Annotated in this window: 6 protein-coding genes, 1 tRNA gene and 4 pseudogenes; 8 read left to right on the top strand and 3 right to left on the bottom strand. The window is 55.8% G+C overall.

Features of this window, described 5'->3' with window-relative positions:
- Positions 1 to 69: 69 nt before the first annotated feature.
- Positions 70 to 146 (top strand) — tRNA-Pro (locus ACVBAU_RS12065).
- 643 nt (positions 147 to 789) lie between these two features.
- On the top strand, positions 790 to 4,443 hold the full coding sequence (locus ACVBAU_RS12060; RefSeq protein ID WP_448326583.1) for a vitamin B12-dependent ribonucleotide reductase: 3,654 nt from the start codon (positions 790 to 792) through the stop codon (positions 4,441 to 4,443).
- A 399-nt stretch (positions 4,444 to 4,842) separates the two neighbouring features.
- Here the strand turns inward: ACVBAU_RS12060 and ACVBAU_RS12055 are convergent.
- Positions 4,843 to 6,179 (bottom strand): annotated as a pseudogene (locus ACVBAU_RS12055) (IS3 family transposase).
- 230 nt (positions 6,180 to 6,409) lie between these two features.
- Between ACVBAU_RS12055 and ACVBAU_RS12050 the strand changes: the two are divergent.
- Positions 6,410 to 7,042: pseudogene (locus ACVBAU_RS12050) on the top strand (tyrosine-type recombinase/integrase).
- 147 nt (positions 7,043 to 7,189) lie between these two features.
- Here the strand turns inward: ACVBAU_RS12050 and ACVBAU_RS12045 are convergent.
- On the bottom strand, positions 7,190 to 8,155 hold the full coding sequence (locus ACVBAU_RS12045) for a LysR family transcriptional regulator (RefSeq protein ID WP_448326581.1): 966 nt from the start codon (positions 8,153 to 8,155) through the stop codon (positions 7,190 to 7,192).
- A gap of 64 nt (positions 8,156 to 8,219) precedes the next feature.
- On the opposite strand from ACVBAU_RS12045, the gene ACVBAU_RS12040 reads away from it, so the two are divergent.
- The 3 genes and pseudogenes from ACVBAU_RS12040 (at position 8,220) to ACVBAU_RS12030 (ending at position 11,390) form a co-directional block, all read left to right on the top strand.
- Positions 8,220 to 8,819 (top strand): HD domain-containing protein, encoded by a 600-nt coding sequence (locus tag ACVBAU_RS12040; RefSeq protein WP_448328981.1) that lies wholly within the window; start codon positions 8,220 to 8,222, stop codon positions 8,817 to 8,819.
- Between the two features lie 414 nt (positions 8,820 to 9,233).
- Complete coding sequence (locus tag ACVBAU_RS12035) at positions 9,234 to 10,133, top strand: tyrosine-type recombinase/integrase (RefSeq protein ID WP_448326579.1); 900 nt, start codon at positions 9,234 to 9,236, stop codon at positions 10,131 to 10,133.
- Between the two features lie 11 nt (positions 10,134 to 10,144).
- Positions 10,145 to 11,390: pseudogene (locus ACVBAU_RS12030) on the top strand (IS91 family transposase).
- A 390-nt stretch (positions 11,391 to 11,780) separates the two neighbouring features.
- Here ACVBAU_RS12030 and ACVBAU_RS12025 read toward each other — a convergent pair.
- Positions 11,781 to 14,231: a GcvT family protein gene (locus ACVBAU_RS12025; protein WP_448326577.1), complete on the bottom strand. Its 2,451-nt coding sequence runs from the start codon at positions 14,229 to 14,231 to the stop codon at positions 11,781 to 11,783.
- 146 nt (positions 14,232 to 14,377) lie between these two features.
- Between ACVBAU_RS12025 and ACVBAU_RS12020 the strand changes: the two genes are divergently transcribed.
- Positions 14,378 to 14,932, top strand: coding sequence for a helix-turn-helix domain-containing protein (locus tag ACVBAU_RS12020; protein ID WP_448326575.1), 555 nt, complete (start codon positions 14,378 to 14,380; stop codon positions 14,930 to 14,932).
- Positions 14,933 to 15,194: 262 nt separating this feature from the next.
- A pseudogene (locus ACVBAU_RS12015) lies at positions 15,195 to 15,827 on the top strand (tyrosine-type recombinase/integrase).
- Positions 15,828 to 16,214 lie beyond the last annotated feature (387 nt).

Raw genomic sequence — 16,214 nt, 5'->3', positions numbered from 1 at the left:
CAAAAACTATCATTTTCTGTGCAGTTAGGGCTTTTCAATCCGATTGCTTGGGGCTAAGTAGGCCGCAGTCGGGGCGTGGCGCAGCCTGGTAGCGCACCTGTTTTGGGTACAGGGGGTCGGAAGTTCGAATCTTCTCGCCCCGACCACTTTAAGAACCACCACATATAGTGTTCCTGGTCTGCTTTATGCAGATCAGAACGCTGTATTTGTGTGCAATCTTACCTTTTTGCAACAGAACCGCCTTCTAGATGTGGCCAAATAGCCCCGCCTTGCAGTCTAGATCTGGTGACTGCTAAAAAAAATAATAGTCCACAGTTCAGCATTTCTTATCCCCAGCCCGCTGTGCGGTGTTTTGTGGATAACTCAGGCGATGCATGAGGCAACTGTGCTAAACGCCAGTGTCTGTTAACTTTATCCGAGATGCCACATTCGGGTCACCCCGTTTGTGCTCTGTGCATATCATTTTGCTGAATCGCCGCATTCGCCAAAGCTTCAAAAAATGCCGATCCGGTCAAGCCTCTAGTTTCCGTAAGACGATAATAAACCCGTTGACCCGATAGGGCTGCATACGCCAGTTTGTGTGAGTTGATGGGCGTGGCACTATATCTGGTGTCAGATAGGGGCGGCGCTTGGATCAGGTGACTTCAGGTATCGCGGGTTTGCGCCAGTTAAAATGGCACCAATGCGAGGCCGGCCTGACCGGTGTACAGGCGACGATGCACACCTGCGACAGCGTCGAGCGGCTTCATCATGCCGCGGGTTGAGAGTTTGGAAATTGGGGCGGCACTTATGAAAATCGAAAGAAAATTCACGCAATCCGGTCAGGATGCATATGCTGAACTGGACTTTGTGAGCACCGCCTCCGAAATCCGCAATCCTGACGGGTCAGTGGTTTTTCGCCTCGATAACGTCGAAGTGCCCTCAAGCTGGAGCCAGGTCGCCTCTGATGTGATTGCCCAGAAGTATTTCCGCAAAGCGGGCGTGCCCTCCGAGACCAAGAAGGTCAAAGAAAAGGGGGTGCCGGAATTCCTGTGGCGTTCCGTACCCACCGAGGGTGCCACGATGGGCGGAGAGACATCCTCCAAGCAGGTGTTCGACCGCCTTGCCGGTGCCTGGGCCTATTGGGGCTGGAAAGGTGGCTATTTCACCACCCAAGAAGACGCCCAAGCCTATTATGACGAGATGCGCCACATTCTGGCCAGCCAGCGCGGTGCTCCCAACAGCCCGCAATGGTTCAACACCGGTCTGCACTGGGCCTATGGCATCGATGGGCCGGCGCAGGGGCATTATTACGTTGATTATAAAACTGGCAAGCTGACGCGTTCGACCTCTTCTTACGAACACCCGCAGCCCCATGCGTGTTTCATCCAGTCGGTTGCTGATGATCTGGTCGGCGACGGCGGCATTATGGACCTGTGGGTCCGCGAAGCGCGTCTGTTCAAATACGGGTCCGGCACGGGCACCAACTTTTCCAGCCTTCGCGGGGCAGGGGAGAAGCTGTCGGGCGGCGGCAAGTCGTCGGGTCTGATGGGCTTCCTCAAGATCGGTGACCGTGCGGCGGGCGCGATCAAATCCGGCGGCACCACGCGGCGCGCGGCCAAGATGGTTATCGTCGATGCGGACCACCCCGATATCGAGGACTTCATCAACTGGAAGGTCATCGAAGAACAGAAGGTCGCATCTATCGTCGCCGGCTCCAAGATGCATGAACGCGAGCTGAACAAGCTTTTCGCCGCGATCAAGGCGTGGGATGGGACACAAGCCGATGCCTATGACCCCGCGAAAAACGAACAGCTGAAAGCAGCAATCCGCAGCGCCAAAAAATGCGCGATCCCAGAAACATACGTCAAGCGCGTACTGGATTATGCCAAACAGGGCCACACGTCGATTGAATTCCCGACCTATGATACCGACTGGGATTCCGAAGCCTATTCGTCCGTTTCGGGCCAGAACTCCAACAACTCGATCCGCGTCACCAACGCGTTCCTGCATGCCGTCGAGAAAGACGCCGATTGGGAACTGCTGGACCGCACCACAGGGCGCGTGTCGAAAACCATCCGCGCCCGTGATCTGTGGGAACAGGTCGGCCACGCGGCATGGGCCTGCGCCGATCCCGGCATCCAGTACCACGACACGGTCAACGACTGGCACACATGCCCCGAAGATGGTGCGATCCGTGGGTCAAATCCCTGTTCTGAATACATGTTCTTGGACGACACGGCCTGTAACCTGGCGTCGATGAACCTGCTGACCTTCCTGCAAGACGGGGAGTTCATGGTCGAAGATTATATGCACGCTTCGCGTTTGTGGACTGTTACGCTGGAAATTTCGGTGATGATGGCGCAGTTCCCGTCCAAGGAAATCGCGCAGAGGTCTTACGACTTCCGCACGCTGGGTCTGGGCTATGCCAACATTGGCGGCTTGCTGATGAACATGGGCTTTAGCTACGACAGTGTTGAAGGCCGTGCGCTTTGTGGTGCGCTGACCGCGATCATGACCGGCGTATCTTATGCAACCTCGGCCGAGATGGCCGGTGAATTGGGGGCCTTCCCGGGCCATGCCAAGAACGCAGACCACATGCTGCGCGTCATTCGCAACCACCGCAATGCGGCGTATGGAAATGCAGACGGCTACGAGGCGCTTTCGGTCAAGCCCGTACCGCTGGATCAAGCCAACTGCCCCCAAGCCAACCTGATCGCCATTGCAACGGCAACGTGGGACGAGGCCCTGCGCCTTGGCGAGAAACACGGGTATCGCAACGCGCAAACATCCGTCATCGCGCCTACGGGTACTATTGGTCTGGTGATGGATTGTGATACCACGGGGATCGAGCCCGACTTTGCGCTGGTCAAGTTCAAGAAGCTCGCGGGGGGTGGTTATTTCAAGATCATCAACCAATCGGTACCTGCAGCGCTCGCGAAACTGGGCTATGGCTCTGCGCAGATCGAAGAAATTGTAAGCTATGCTGTTGGGCACGGCACCATCGGGAACGCACCGGCGATCAACCACACGACACTGGTCGGCCACGGTTTCGGTCCCAACGAGCTGGCCAAGATCGACGCGGCACTGGCGCAGGCCTTTGACATCCGCTTTGTCTTTAACCAGTGGACCCTGGGCGAGGAATTCTGCACCCAAGTTCTGGGCATCCCGGCTGAAAAGCTGAATGATCCGACGTTTGACCTGTTGAAATCCTTGGGCTTTTCCAAAAAAGACATCGAAGCAGCCAACGACCACGTCTGCGGGACGATGACGCTGGAAGGCGCGCCGTTCCTCAAATCTGTACACTATGCCATCTTCGATTGTGCCAACCCGTGCGGTAAAAAGGGCAAGCGCTATCTGTCCGTGGACAGCCATATCTACATGATGGCCGCAGCACAGTCGTTTATATCGGGGGCGATCTCCAAGACGATCAACATGCCCAATGACGCCACCATCGAAGACTGCCAAAGCGCGTACGAGCTTTCCTGGTCCCTCGGGGTGAAAGCCAACGCGCTCTACCGTGACGGATCGAAACTGTCGCAGCCCTTGGCCTCTGCGTTGGTCGAAGATGACGATGAAGCGGCGGAAACGCTGGAATCCGGCACAAACCACGAGAAGGCTGTCGTGCTGGCTGAAAAGATCGTCGAGAAAGTTATTGTCAAAGAGATCATCAAATCGCACCGCGAAAAGATGCCTCAGCGGCGCAAGGGCTATACCCAAAAGGCCAATGTGGGCGGGCACAAAGTCTATCTGCGCACCGGTGAATACGAAGACGGCTCCTTGGGCGAGATCTTTATCGACATGCACAAGGAAGGCGCGGGCTTCCGCGCGATGATGAACAATTTTGCCATCGCCGTGTCCGTGGGCCTGCAATACGGTGTCCCGCTCGAGGAATTCGTTGACGCATTCACCTTCACCAAGTTCGAACCCGCCGGCATGGTTCAGGGAAACGACAGCATCAAGAACGCGACCTCTATTCTTGACTATATCTTCCGCGAGCTGGCCGTGTCCTATCTAGATCGCACTGATCTGGCCCATGTCCAGCCTGAAGGTGCCAGCTTTGACAGCATCGGACGCGGAGATCAGGAAAGCGTTGTGAACGTCTCAGAACTCTCGGAAACTGCGGCAACGCGGTCGCTGGAGGTTCTCAGGCAGATTAGCTCAACCGGCTATCTGCGCAACCGGATGCCACAGGATCTGGTATTGCTGCAAGGCGGGCATGGGCAGGGCGGCACCCAGACTTTGGACCGTGCAATGCCTCAGGCTGCGCAGCTATCCGCGTCAGCAACCGTGGGGTCAACCACAGCGGTCTCGAGCGGCGCAGTCAGCATGGACGCACGGGTGAAGGCAAAGATGCAAGGCTACGAGGGCGAAGCCTGTGGGGAATGCGGAAACTACACACTGGTCCGCAATGGAACTTGCATGAAGTGCAACACCTGCGGCGGCACATCCGGCTGCAGCTAAAGCAATTTGAGTGAGTTTGATGATGAAAAGACAAGCATATGAAGCCCATTTGGAGTGTTTCGGCGGCCATTTACAAGGTGATTAGCGCCCAGTTTGCGTAAGTTGTTGATTTTATTGACGCGGGCTGGGGACGGATCCTTCATGGAGTTCGATGGTTTAGTGCGGCAATAAAGGGGGATAAACGAGACATCCTTGAGGGCGTGAGGAAACATACGGAATAGCATTGAGCGCTATTTTAACTTCAAAATCTTAGCAGTTTCGGAATGAGAAAGATGATAGTTTGTTCTCTCATTCCAGCGAACAGGGGGCCGGTGCGCTAGCCCCTAACGACGGCCAAGCCGCAGGCATAAAACAAACGAGTGAGCTACTGCCCATTAGTTGGACAGTATCTGGCGTAAATTAAGCTACTCTTTGCACCTGCTGATCGGGGTTGGTTGTTTCGTTTCTTTGCCAATAGACCACGGCAGGCGGTTGGCCGCCAAGGGCGGAATGAGGGCGCTTGTGGTTGTAGAACGCGATCCACTTTCTGACGCCAGCCTTAGCTTCTGAGCCGGTTTCCCAAGCATGCAGATATACGCACTCGTATTTCAGAGACCGCCACAGTCGTTCGACAAAGATATTGTCGAGAAAGCGACCTTTGCCGTCCATCCACTGCCCGGCAGTGCATGTTTACATGCATGAGAGGGGGGATGCGCACGGCTGATCGCCGCAGCCGATCCGTCCATGCGAACGATGTGAACTGGCTTCCCTGATCCGTATTCATGATCTGTGGCAAACCAAACTTGTGGATGGCCTTGTTCAGGGCGTCGACGCAGAACTCCGCTTCGAGCGTGTTTGATATGCGCCAAGCCAGAACCTTGCGCGTGTGCCAGTCCACCCCTCTCATCGCTGCAAGCAGCGACTGCCGGGCAAAGGATGGCAACCAAATACAGAAAGCCTCGCCGCATCGGTAGATAGGTGATGTCGGCGCACCAGACTTGGTTGGGCCGGTCCACGCGCAGCCCACGCAGCAGATAGGGGTAAATCTTATGGCCTTTCGCAGCCTTGCCCCTCTCACACATGCAAGCATGTGTTGCCGGGCAGCGGGATGTTGGGTTTCTGATAAATCGGCATGAGCCGCATCAAACGCCTGATCCGCTTTTCGTTCACCAGATGATCTTCATTGCGCAAATGCCATGTCATCCACTGGCCGTCAGGGTATTGCCGCAGGCAATGTCCCGAGAGGCTGACGCACTCCGTAAAACGGGGTCTCCAGGAACTGCTTGTCCCCTCTCATCGAAACTGCGTTTCGACTGCCGGGCAATGGATCAGCCGCATCAGATCGAGGTTCCTCTCCGTCTCGCCCTTGGGTTCATAGTAAAACGACGCCCGCGAGATCGACAGCAACGCACACTGCTTGCTGACTGACAGACCTGATAGGTTCGGCTCAATCATCCTGCGCCTCACCTGCCGGTCCAAGGCTTGAGCTTTCTGGCCAAAAAATCGTTGGCGACGGCCAACTCCCCGATCTTGGCATGTAGATCTTTGACCTGCTCTTCATCGACTTCCGGTGCCTTCCGACCGCCGCGTTCAAAGACACCTGACGCGCCTTCAAGCAGTGCCCGCTTCCATTGATGGATCATCGTAGGATGAACCCCGAACCGGCTGGCAAGCTCGCTCACCGTCTCTTCACCCTTCAGCGCCTCTAACGCCACCTTGGCCTTAAACTCTGGATGATGTTGCTTCCGTTTCGACATATCTGATCTCCTTCGTGTTGAAGATCAGCAGACTACAAATCGCAGCTTACGTCAGTGTCCGATTTTCGGGGGGGTAGCTCACCTGCTTAGCTGCCGTTAAAACTAAACGCAGCATCCGTTATTGTGGGCTCCAAGCCGACCTCGGATGCGTTGCAGCATCCTGTGATATGCTGGCTCAGTCAACGTCGGGTTGTCGATGTGGGAGGGATTGGCGGATCGGAGGATCAGTCATTGAAACACAAAACTTACCTGCCATTCGCGCGCTTCGCCCCACCTGGAACAAGGGCCGCATTGTCGGTCAGAAGCGCCCACTGAAACTCAAGCATGTGTGGGCTATCCGGGTCAGGCTTGAGCTTGCCGAGAACCATCGCGATCTCGCGCTGTTTAACTTTGCCATCGACAGCAAGCTGCTGGGCTGCGATTTGGTCAAAATGAGAGTGGTCGATGTTATGGCGTCAGGCCAAATCAAGGCGCGGGCGTCGGTGCTCCAAAGCAAGACCCAGAAACCCGTGCGCTTCGAGATTTCCGAGGGAACCAGAGCCTCGCTCGCGAAGTGAATGGAACACCCGCTGATGGTTGGGTCAGAGTACCTATGGCCCGGGCGTTTTCACGAGCGGTTGCACATCTCTACCCGCCAGTATGCCCGCATTCTGCGGGAATGGGTTTCATCGATTGGTTTAGAAGTGACCGCTTATGGAGCTCACTCAATGCGGCGCACGAAGGTCACGCAGATATACAAAAAGACGGGCAACTTGCGCGCAGTTCAGCTTCTATTGGGTCACACCAAGATGGACAGTACGGTGCGCTATCTCGGCTTTGAGCTGGAAGATGCCCTCGCAATCGCCGAAGCCATCGAAATTTGATGTTCTGGGCCGTTCGTCAAGAACGGCCCATACCGGTCTTTGACTCGACCTGCTTATGCTGCGGTCGCAGCCCGTTTTGAAGTCATTCGTTCAGGTCGCAGTATTTTATTCGGTTAGGATGACCGCTACACGGACAGAAATATCCAATCACACTTGGTCAAGTAGGTGTTCTCTAAGTCGCGCGAACGACGGCTTTTCGAGAAGCTCCCTTCGATAAACAATGTAGTATCCAAAGCCTTCCCTTGCGATCGGTGCGCCAACGCGGACGATAGCTCCAGATGCAATCAGATCGTCTTCTAACCCCTTGGTACCAATCCCTATGCCTTCGCCTGCACTTACCAAGTCAAGCATCGTCGGGTAACTGCGGATCGTGGAAAGTTCCCCAGGGTCGGGAAGGGACTGACCTGTCAAGCCACACCAAACGGGCCAAGTGATCCAGCCGACATCATGAGGGTCGCCGTGATCAAAAATAAGGTGTGGGTCAAGTGTCGTTAATGGCGCATCGGGATCGAATTCCGGATGACTATCTAAAAACCCGGGTGATGCGATGATCTGGCAATGCTCACTAAACAGAAGGTCCGCGCAATTTGCGCCAAAACTTCCTTTACCGTAGCGGATCGAAAAGTCGACAGACGGATCATCGAAGGCGCGATAATCATCGGCGGTCATGAAATTTACCGCGGCCTCGGAAGCCCGGCGCAGAGCACTAATCTTTGGCATCAACCACAGATGTGCAACGTCAAACGAGGCACCAACGACCAGCTCATTTTTGCCGATGCGTGTTACATCCCGAATGCCAAGTTCAAGTCGGTCCAAAAGGGTTGTCGCGAGATCTGACAAAAGGGCTCCCTCACGGGTCAATTGGATGACGCTGCCATTTCGACGAAATAATGGTGAGCCAATCCAGTCCTCCAACCGCGCCACATGGCGCGTAATGGCGGGTTGTGCGACAGACAATTCCTGCGCCGCACGCGTGAAGTTTCTATGCCGTGCAGCGGCCTCAAAGGCGAGAAAAGCGTTGAGAGGGGGGAGTTTTCGCCGCACGATCAAGTCTCGTTTAGATAACAATATGTTATTGTAGCATTCCACTTTTATGGATTGCGGTAAAGCCAATTGGTCTGCATCCTGTGGCAAAGATTGCAGGAGTTAAATATTGGAAAAAGTCGCGTTCACCCAGATGAAAGATGGCACCAAAGAGGAATACGAGTTCCTGACAGCCCATGAGGTCGATCACACCAAGCATACAGCGAAGCGGCTAATGGATGCATTGGTTGATTTAGACCAAAGTTTGTCGGGCTATAAGGTCACGCGTTTGGGCCATTCACTGCAGTCCGCCACACGCGCTTGGCGCGCGGGTGCCGACATCGATTGGGTAGTCTCAGCGCTGTTGCATGACATTGGCGATATCTACGCGCCCTATAACCATGATGAATATGCAGCGACGATCCTGCGCCCCTTTGTGCGCGAGCAATGCGTATGGTGTGTCCAGGCGCATGGCGATTTCCAAATGCTCTATTATGGACACCACGTGGGCGGCGACCCCAACAAGCGGGATCGGTTCAAGGACAGCCCATACTTCGACGACTGCGCAGCCTTTTGCGAAAATTGGGATCAGGCGAGCTTTGACCCGGACTATGATGACCTGCCGCTCAAATTTTTTGCGCCTATGGTTGAAGAGGTCTTTGCGCGCACGCCTTACGACCCGGATGTAACCAAGCCTGGAGTACGTGTCCCGTTGGAGAATGCTGCCTTGGCCGCTGAGCGCACAGCACCCTGACCAGAGTGAGGCGAAGTTCGGTGAATAAGGCGCGGAGATGCTTCCCGCACCTTTGAAAGAATCACCAATTCGTTTCCGTTTGAATGTCCGCTGTCGCCTATGAACCAATCTTACCTCGTAGGTGCGGCGGACTTCCGGTTTCCGCCCATAGTGTTTGAGGAACACGAAAGGCCCAAAGCTGCCCTTCGAGCGAACCACAAGATGCTGCGGCGGCAACCCGCAAAGCGGACCATCTTTGCACGCGCCAAGATGCAAGACGGCTCGAAGGCCGGTTTGCGGACATGGACGAAACCGCTCTCGCGGTATTGGCGCTTTTGGCGTGTGTTGCGCATAGGTTGGAGCGCGGTGATTTTGTGAACTGACGAACCTGTTGGACGATTGAGACCTTCTCAATCTGACCAACAGGAGGTTTTTATGACCGATCAATATTTACCTGCGCTGCGCCAGCGATTTCTCGAAGACATGCAAATCAAAGGGCTGCAGCCCAAGACGCAGACGATGTATCTGCGCGGGATGCGGGATTTTACGCGATTTTTGGGGCGCTCGCCGGATACTGCGACACCGGAGGATTTACGGGCGTTTCAACTGGATATGAAGGAACGGTGCGTCGGCGCGCCGACCTTCAACTCTCGACTGACGGTGCTGAGCTTCTTCTTCGCTGCGACCTGTCCTCGACCAGAGATGAAGACGCATATGCGCTATCAGCGGGCAGCCAAGAAGATCCCCATCGTGCTCAGCGCCGAGGAAGTTGTGCGCATTCTTGAGGTAGCGCCTGGACCTGGCTTGAAGTACCGGGCGGCGTTCAGTGTTGCTTACGGCGGCGGTCTGCGGGCCAGTGAAGTTACCCATCTTAAGATCGGGGATATCGACAGTGACCGGATGCTGATCCGGGTCGAACAAGGTAAAGGCCTCAAGGATCGGCAGGTCATGCTGTCGCCAAGCCTGCTGGATCTGCTGCGCAACTACTACCGCGAAGCCCGGCCCGCTGGCTGGCTCTTTCCGGGGCGCAACCGCATCGATCCGATCTCGACGCGCCAGTTCAACCGTGCCTTCGGGGCGGCCTGCGACTTTGCCGAGGTCAAGAAGAAGGTATCACCTCATACGTCGTGTCGAAGACGCGCTTCCAGCACGATGCGCCATAGTTTTGCGACCCACTTGCTGGAAAGCGGGACTGACATCCGAGTAATCCAAGTTTTGCTTGGTCATGCTAAACTGGAAACGACGACGATCTATACCAAGGTGGCGACCAAGACGATTCAGAACGTGACCAGCCCGCTTGATCTTCTGGTACGACGAGAGGCTGGCCCTGGTTAATCCCAGCCCAGATGGGACGCTCAAAACTGGAGGTCGCGGACATCTTTCGCGCCCATGGGCCAGCTTATCGCGGGGAACATGCTGGGCATCTAAACCTGCCACAGCTGAAGGTGATGTCCGCAGTCGAGAACTGTCGGACTGCCGCCCTCGGCGGTCACGTTGCGGCTTGCACCAAGTGTGATCATCAGCACATCGCCTATAACTCATGCCGCAATCGGCACTGTCCGAAGTGTCAAGGCGCGGCGGCGCAGGACTGGATGGAGGCGCGGATGGAAGACCTCTTGCCAGTCGAATACTTCCACGTGGTCTTCACTTTATCGTCGGAAATCGCTGACATCGTTTATCAAAACAAAGAGGCGGTCTATGGTCTTCTGTTTAAGGCGTCGGCCCAGACGTTGCAGACTATTGCAGCCGACCCCAAACATCTTGGTGCAAAGATCGGCATGACATCGGTGCTGCATACATCGCGCCAGAGGCGCGTTTGCAATACATCTGAGGCGCGCCTCTGGCGCGACGGGCTCGGCAATGACGCACCACCCCCATGTCCATGTTGTTGTGCCGGGCGGCGGCTTGTCATCCGACGTTCAGCGTTGGATCCCCTGTCGCAAAGGGTTCTTCGTGTCGGTGAAAGTCCTGTCACGGTTATTCCGCCGCCTGTTCTTCGAAGGATTGGCCAAGCTGCACAAGGCGGGCAAGCTGAAATTCTTTGGCAATCTATCCAATCTGGTCGATCCCAAGGTCTTCGCATCACACCTTGCACCACTGCGCAAAATCAACTGGGTCGTTTACGCCAAACAACCCTTCGGCGGGCCGGAAGCCGTGTTGGCCTACCTAAGCCGCTACACGCATCGGGTCGCGATCTCGAACCATCGCCTGATTAGCGCCGATGCCAAGACCGCAGCCTTCCGGTGGAAAGACTACCGCATCAAATCCGGCGATCGAATGAAGGTCATGCGGCTTTCCACGTCTGAGTTCATCCGGCGGTTCCTGATCCATGTCTTGCCCTCCGGCTTCCATCGTATCCGCCACACAGGCTTCCTTGCGAACGGCATTCGTCGCAACAGGATCGAGATGATCAGGAGGTTGCTTGATGTGGACCCGGAGGCTGATCTTAAAACGGATGACGAACAATGTGCCGAACCCAACGAGCAGAACCAAGCATGCCCTAAATGCGGCGGTGCAATGATCGTGATCGAAACATTCAAACGCGGCCAAGCTCCAAAATCCCGAGCACCGCCACGGGAGGACGCCGCATGACGAACTGCTTATACTCGCCGCTCTTATGTCAATGCGCCGAACCAATCACTGCGGCCAGCTTCCCACAGTTGGATCCAAAGCAGATCAATGGGGGCGACAGGAGAGCACAGATGGCAAAGTCAGATTGTGAAAACCAACTACTGTGTGCTTATCAAGACCATCAAAACCCTTGCTCAATGCATCGAACAACGCAGCAGTAAGCCACAATCCCCATAGCACCAAAACAGCCCGCGCTTTCCTCCTTGTCGGATTTGTCGCCGCTGCAGCTCGCGCTGACAGCAGCCACAAACCTTAGACATTTCGGACCTTCCTTGCGACAATATTTAACCACGGTCTTCGTCCAGCTGTAGGTAGACAAAGACAAGCCCAGCGCAACTACGCCGGCACTTTCTACACGCGAATGCGTTGCGATTTCGGGTCATAGAGCGGGCTAAGCGACGCCTCAGCACCGACAATACGGCCGGCCACGTCGATCTGATAAGTCGAGGTCAGCATCTCTTTCACGGTCTCGCCTGCGTGGCGGCAGGGCACATAGCCAAGGCCCACGGCACCGCAGAGCGCATGACCGTAGTTGCCTGAGGTAAGGTAGCCCACAATCACGCCGTCGCGCAAAATCGGCTCGTTGTGGAAAAGCAGCGGTTCGGGATCGGTCAGGCGGAACTGAAGCATCCGGCGCGTAAGGCCGTTGTCACGTTTACGCAAAACGGCCTCGCGTCCGATGAAGGCACCTTTGTCGGTCTTCACTGCAAAGCCAAGACCCGCCTCTAGCACGTGATCTTCGTCGGTAATGTCGTGGCCGAAGTGGCGATAGCCCTTTTCGATCCGGCAACTGTCCATGGCGTGCAACCCGCAGAGTTTCAGCCCGTATTCCGCACCGGCTGTGACAAGCGCCTCGAACACATGCGCGGCCTGATCAGTTGGGACATATAGCTCCCAGCCCAGCTCCCCCACGTAAGTCACCCGGTGGGCGCGGGCTAAGGTCATGCCGACCTCGATCTCGCGCGCAGTGCCGAAGGGATGCACATCGTTTGATAGATCTGCGGGCGAGATCGCGCACAATAGGGCTCGCGCATTCGGACCCATCAAAGGCAGGACAGCCTCGGCTGCGGTCACGTCGGTGATGACGACGAATTCATCGCCTAGATGCCGCCGCAACCATGCCAGATCGCGTTGCAGGGTCGCCCCTGGCACCACCAAAAAGAAAGCGGTTTCCGACAACCGCGTGACGGTTAGATCGCATTCGATCCCGCCACGTTCATTGAGCATCTGCGTATAGACGATCCTGCCAATGGACACGTCCAACTGGTTGGCGCACATCCGCTGTAAAAAGATCAGTGCATCGCGTCCCTCGACCCTGATCTTCCCGAACGAGGTCATGTCGAGTAGCCCCACGGTTTCGCGCAAAGCCATGTGCTCGGCGCGGGAATTCTGGAACCAGTTCGGTCGGTCCCAAGTATATTCATATTCGGCTGTCTGGCCTTCATTGGCAAACCAGTTGGCGCGCTCCCAGCCGGCGACTTCACCAAAGACAGCACCGCGCGCCTTTAGATGCTCGTGCAACGGCGAACGGCGAATGCCCCGCGACGTTGCCATTTGCCGATAGGGAAAGTGATCGGCATAAAGCAGACCCAGTGTTTCGGTCACGCGCTCTTGCAGATAGCGGCGGTTCTTTTGGAATGGCTGCGCACGCCGGATATCGACTTCCCATAAATCGAAAGGGGGCTCGCCATCGTTCATCCATTGCGCCAGCGCCATACCGGCGCCACCAGACGACACGATCCCGATAGAGTTGTAGCCCGCCGCCACCCAATAGCCCGTCACCTCTGGTGCTTCGCCCAAATAGTAGCGGTCATCGGGGGTAAAACTTTCAGGGCCATTAAAAAAGGTGTGGATGCCCGCTTCTGCGAGGATTGGCATTCGGTTGACGGCCGCTTCCAAAATCGGCTGGAAATGGTCAAAATCCTCGGGCAGTTGGTCAAAGCAGAAGTCCGTTGGAATGCCATCCATGCCCCAAGGCTTAGCCTTTGGTTCGAACGCACCCAGCAGGATCTTGCCCGCATCTTCCTTGTAGTAGGCACATTCATCCGGCACGCGTAGGACCGGCAATTGGGCAAGCCCCGGGATGCTCTCTGTCACGATGTAGAAATGTTCGCAGGCATGAAGCGGCAGGGTGACACCGTTGCGTGCGGCCAGATCACGGCCCCACATACCGCCGCAGTTCACCACATGCTCGGTTGCGATCGTGCCGGTCTCTTCGCCTTGCTGCCAGGTCACGCCGGTGACACGGCCATCAGCCTGAGTAACCTCATTTACGATCACGCCCTCGACGATCTGAGCGCCCAGCATCCGCGCACCCTTGGCCAAGGCCAACGCGATATTTCCTGGATCAGCCTGCCCGTCGCCCGGGAGGTGTACGCCAGAGACAACATCATTCATGTTCAGATGCGGATAGAGCGACAGGATGTCCGACGGGGAGAGTTCGTTCACCTCGACACCGAAGACACGCGCCATCGCGGCCTGACGGCGCAACTCCTCTTGCCGTTCGGCAGTCAGCGCCACTGTGATCGACCCACATTGACGCAGGCCTGTAGCCAACCCGGTTTCTACCTCCAGCGTGCGGTAAAGATCGGCGGAGTATTTCGCCAAGCGCGTCATGTTCTGGCTGGCGCGCAACTGTCCAACAAGGCCTGCCGCATGCCATGTGGTTCCGCTGGTGAGTTTCTTGCGCTCCAACAGGATGACGTCTGTCCAACCCAGTTTAGCCAGATGATACGCGACAGAGCAGCCAGAGATACCGCCGCCAATAATGACGACACGCGCTGACGACGGAAGGACGGTCATGATGGAGCCTCTTCAAATCGATGCTTCGTTATATCAGAAGCCGCCGCACTAAAAAATCAACATATATTTTTAGTAGGTGCGATATTTGTTTCAAATTCTTTCGTCATCGATATGTTTGGCTGGCAATGCAACGCAAGGAGACGCCGTTGGACAGTTACGTGGGCTCGGACATCCGCGCCATGCGCCGGTTGCGCCGCATGACCCTGCAAAACTTGGCTGATGCAATCGGTCGTTCCCCGGGGTGGCTTAGCCTAATCGAACGCGGGCAGGCGCAACCCGCGATCAATGATCTTCGACAGATCGCGGCGTTGTTCGACATCAATATCTCGTTCTTCTTTCGATCGTCTGGACAGGATGATCAAGAAAGAGGGCTTGTCGTGCGCACCCAAGACCGATGTCCTCTGGGAACACCCGAAAGCGGACTGGTAGAGGAACTGCTGTCGCCCACCTTGAGTGGGTCCTTTGAGATGATAAAATCGACCTTCGCACCGCAGGCGCGTTCTGGAACAATAAAGCCTTTACGTCCAACCGAGCACGGCGGCGTCCTTCTCTCGGGTGAACTTGATCTTATCGTTGACGACGTGCGGTTCAGTCTGGCCTTAGGCGACAGTTTCCAGTTCGAGAACAAGGACTATGCATGGGAAAACCTAGGCGATGTGCCAGCTATCGCAATCTGGGTCGTGGCCCCGCCAGTTTATTGATTGAGAGAGATGATCAATTAGGCAAATAAAGAAGCGGATCAATCATATCTATTTTGCGCCCGCGCACGATCAGAATGCATGAGCCTTTCGAAGCCATCGGTTGAATGTGATACGTGCTGTCACTTTAAGTCCTGCGGCGCGGAACGCGGTTAATATGGGCTCAAACCTGACCTAAGATACGTTGCAGCATCCTGTGATATACTATCTTAGTCAACGTCGGGTTGTCGTTGTGGTCGGGGCGTGGCGGATTGGAGGATCAGTCATGCAAACGCCAAACTTACCTGCCATTCGCGCGCTTCGTCACGCTTGGAATAAGGCGCGGATCGTAGGGCAGAAGCGCCCACTGAAACCCCAACCCGTCTGGGCAATCCGCGTCCGGATTGAGCTTGCTGAAAACCACCGCGATCAGGCGCTTTTCAATCTGGATATCGACAGCAAGCTGCGTGGCTGCGACCTGGTCAGAATGAAGGTTGTCAATGTCATGGCGTCCGGCCAGATCAAGGCACGTGCGTCTGTTCTGCAAAGTAAGACGCAGAAGCTTGTCAGGTTCGAGATTTCGGAAGGCACGCGTGACACTCTGGCGAAATGGATGAACGAGCCCCTAATGATCGGATCCGAATACTTCTGGCCCGGACGGTTCCATGAGCGCCTACATATCTCCACCCGGCAGTAATCTCGGATCGTCCGGGATTGGGCGACGTCAATCGCTCTTGATGCCAGCGCCTACGGCACGCATTCGATGCGTCGGATCAAGGTGACCCAGATCTACAAGAAAACAGGCAACCTGCGCGAAGTTCAGCTTTTGTTGGGGGATACCAAGATGGACAGCACTGTCAGATACTTGGGTATCGAACTCGAAGATGCACTCGCCATCGTGGAAGCCATTGAAATCTGACACAGTGGGCTGTCGTCAAGAATCGCCCTAACCTGGCATTGACCCAGCCTTCCAATGCCGCAGCGCGGCTTCCTCAGACCGGTCGTTCGTGTATCGCGCAGCATTTCTGGCGGCTGATCGACCAGATAGCGGACTTTGCCGCACCATCCTGTCGGTCCGTCCGATTTCTTCTGAATATGAGCTAGAGCGGTCTTTCGGGTCGCTTCGTCTGGCGCGATTAAGGCGATCTGGGCCTGTGTCTTTATCCCGGCCAATGGCATTTTCATCTCATGTGCTGCGAAGGACATGAAGGCTCTTATTACCAACAATTCATCAAAGTCCGTAATCAATACGGGCGGCACTCGACGGGTTTCGCAGCCGTACGTACTAACTTTTTTTAGCAAGCCC

This window comes from Sulfitobacter sp. M13 (genome assembly GCF_053474885.1).
The sequence above is the reverse complement of the archived record's forward strand: the minus strand, read 5'-3'. Positions and strand labels throughout refer to the sequence as shown.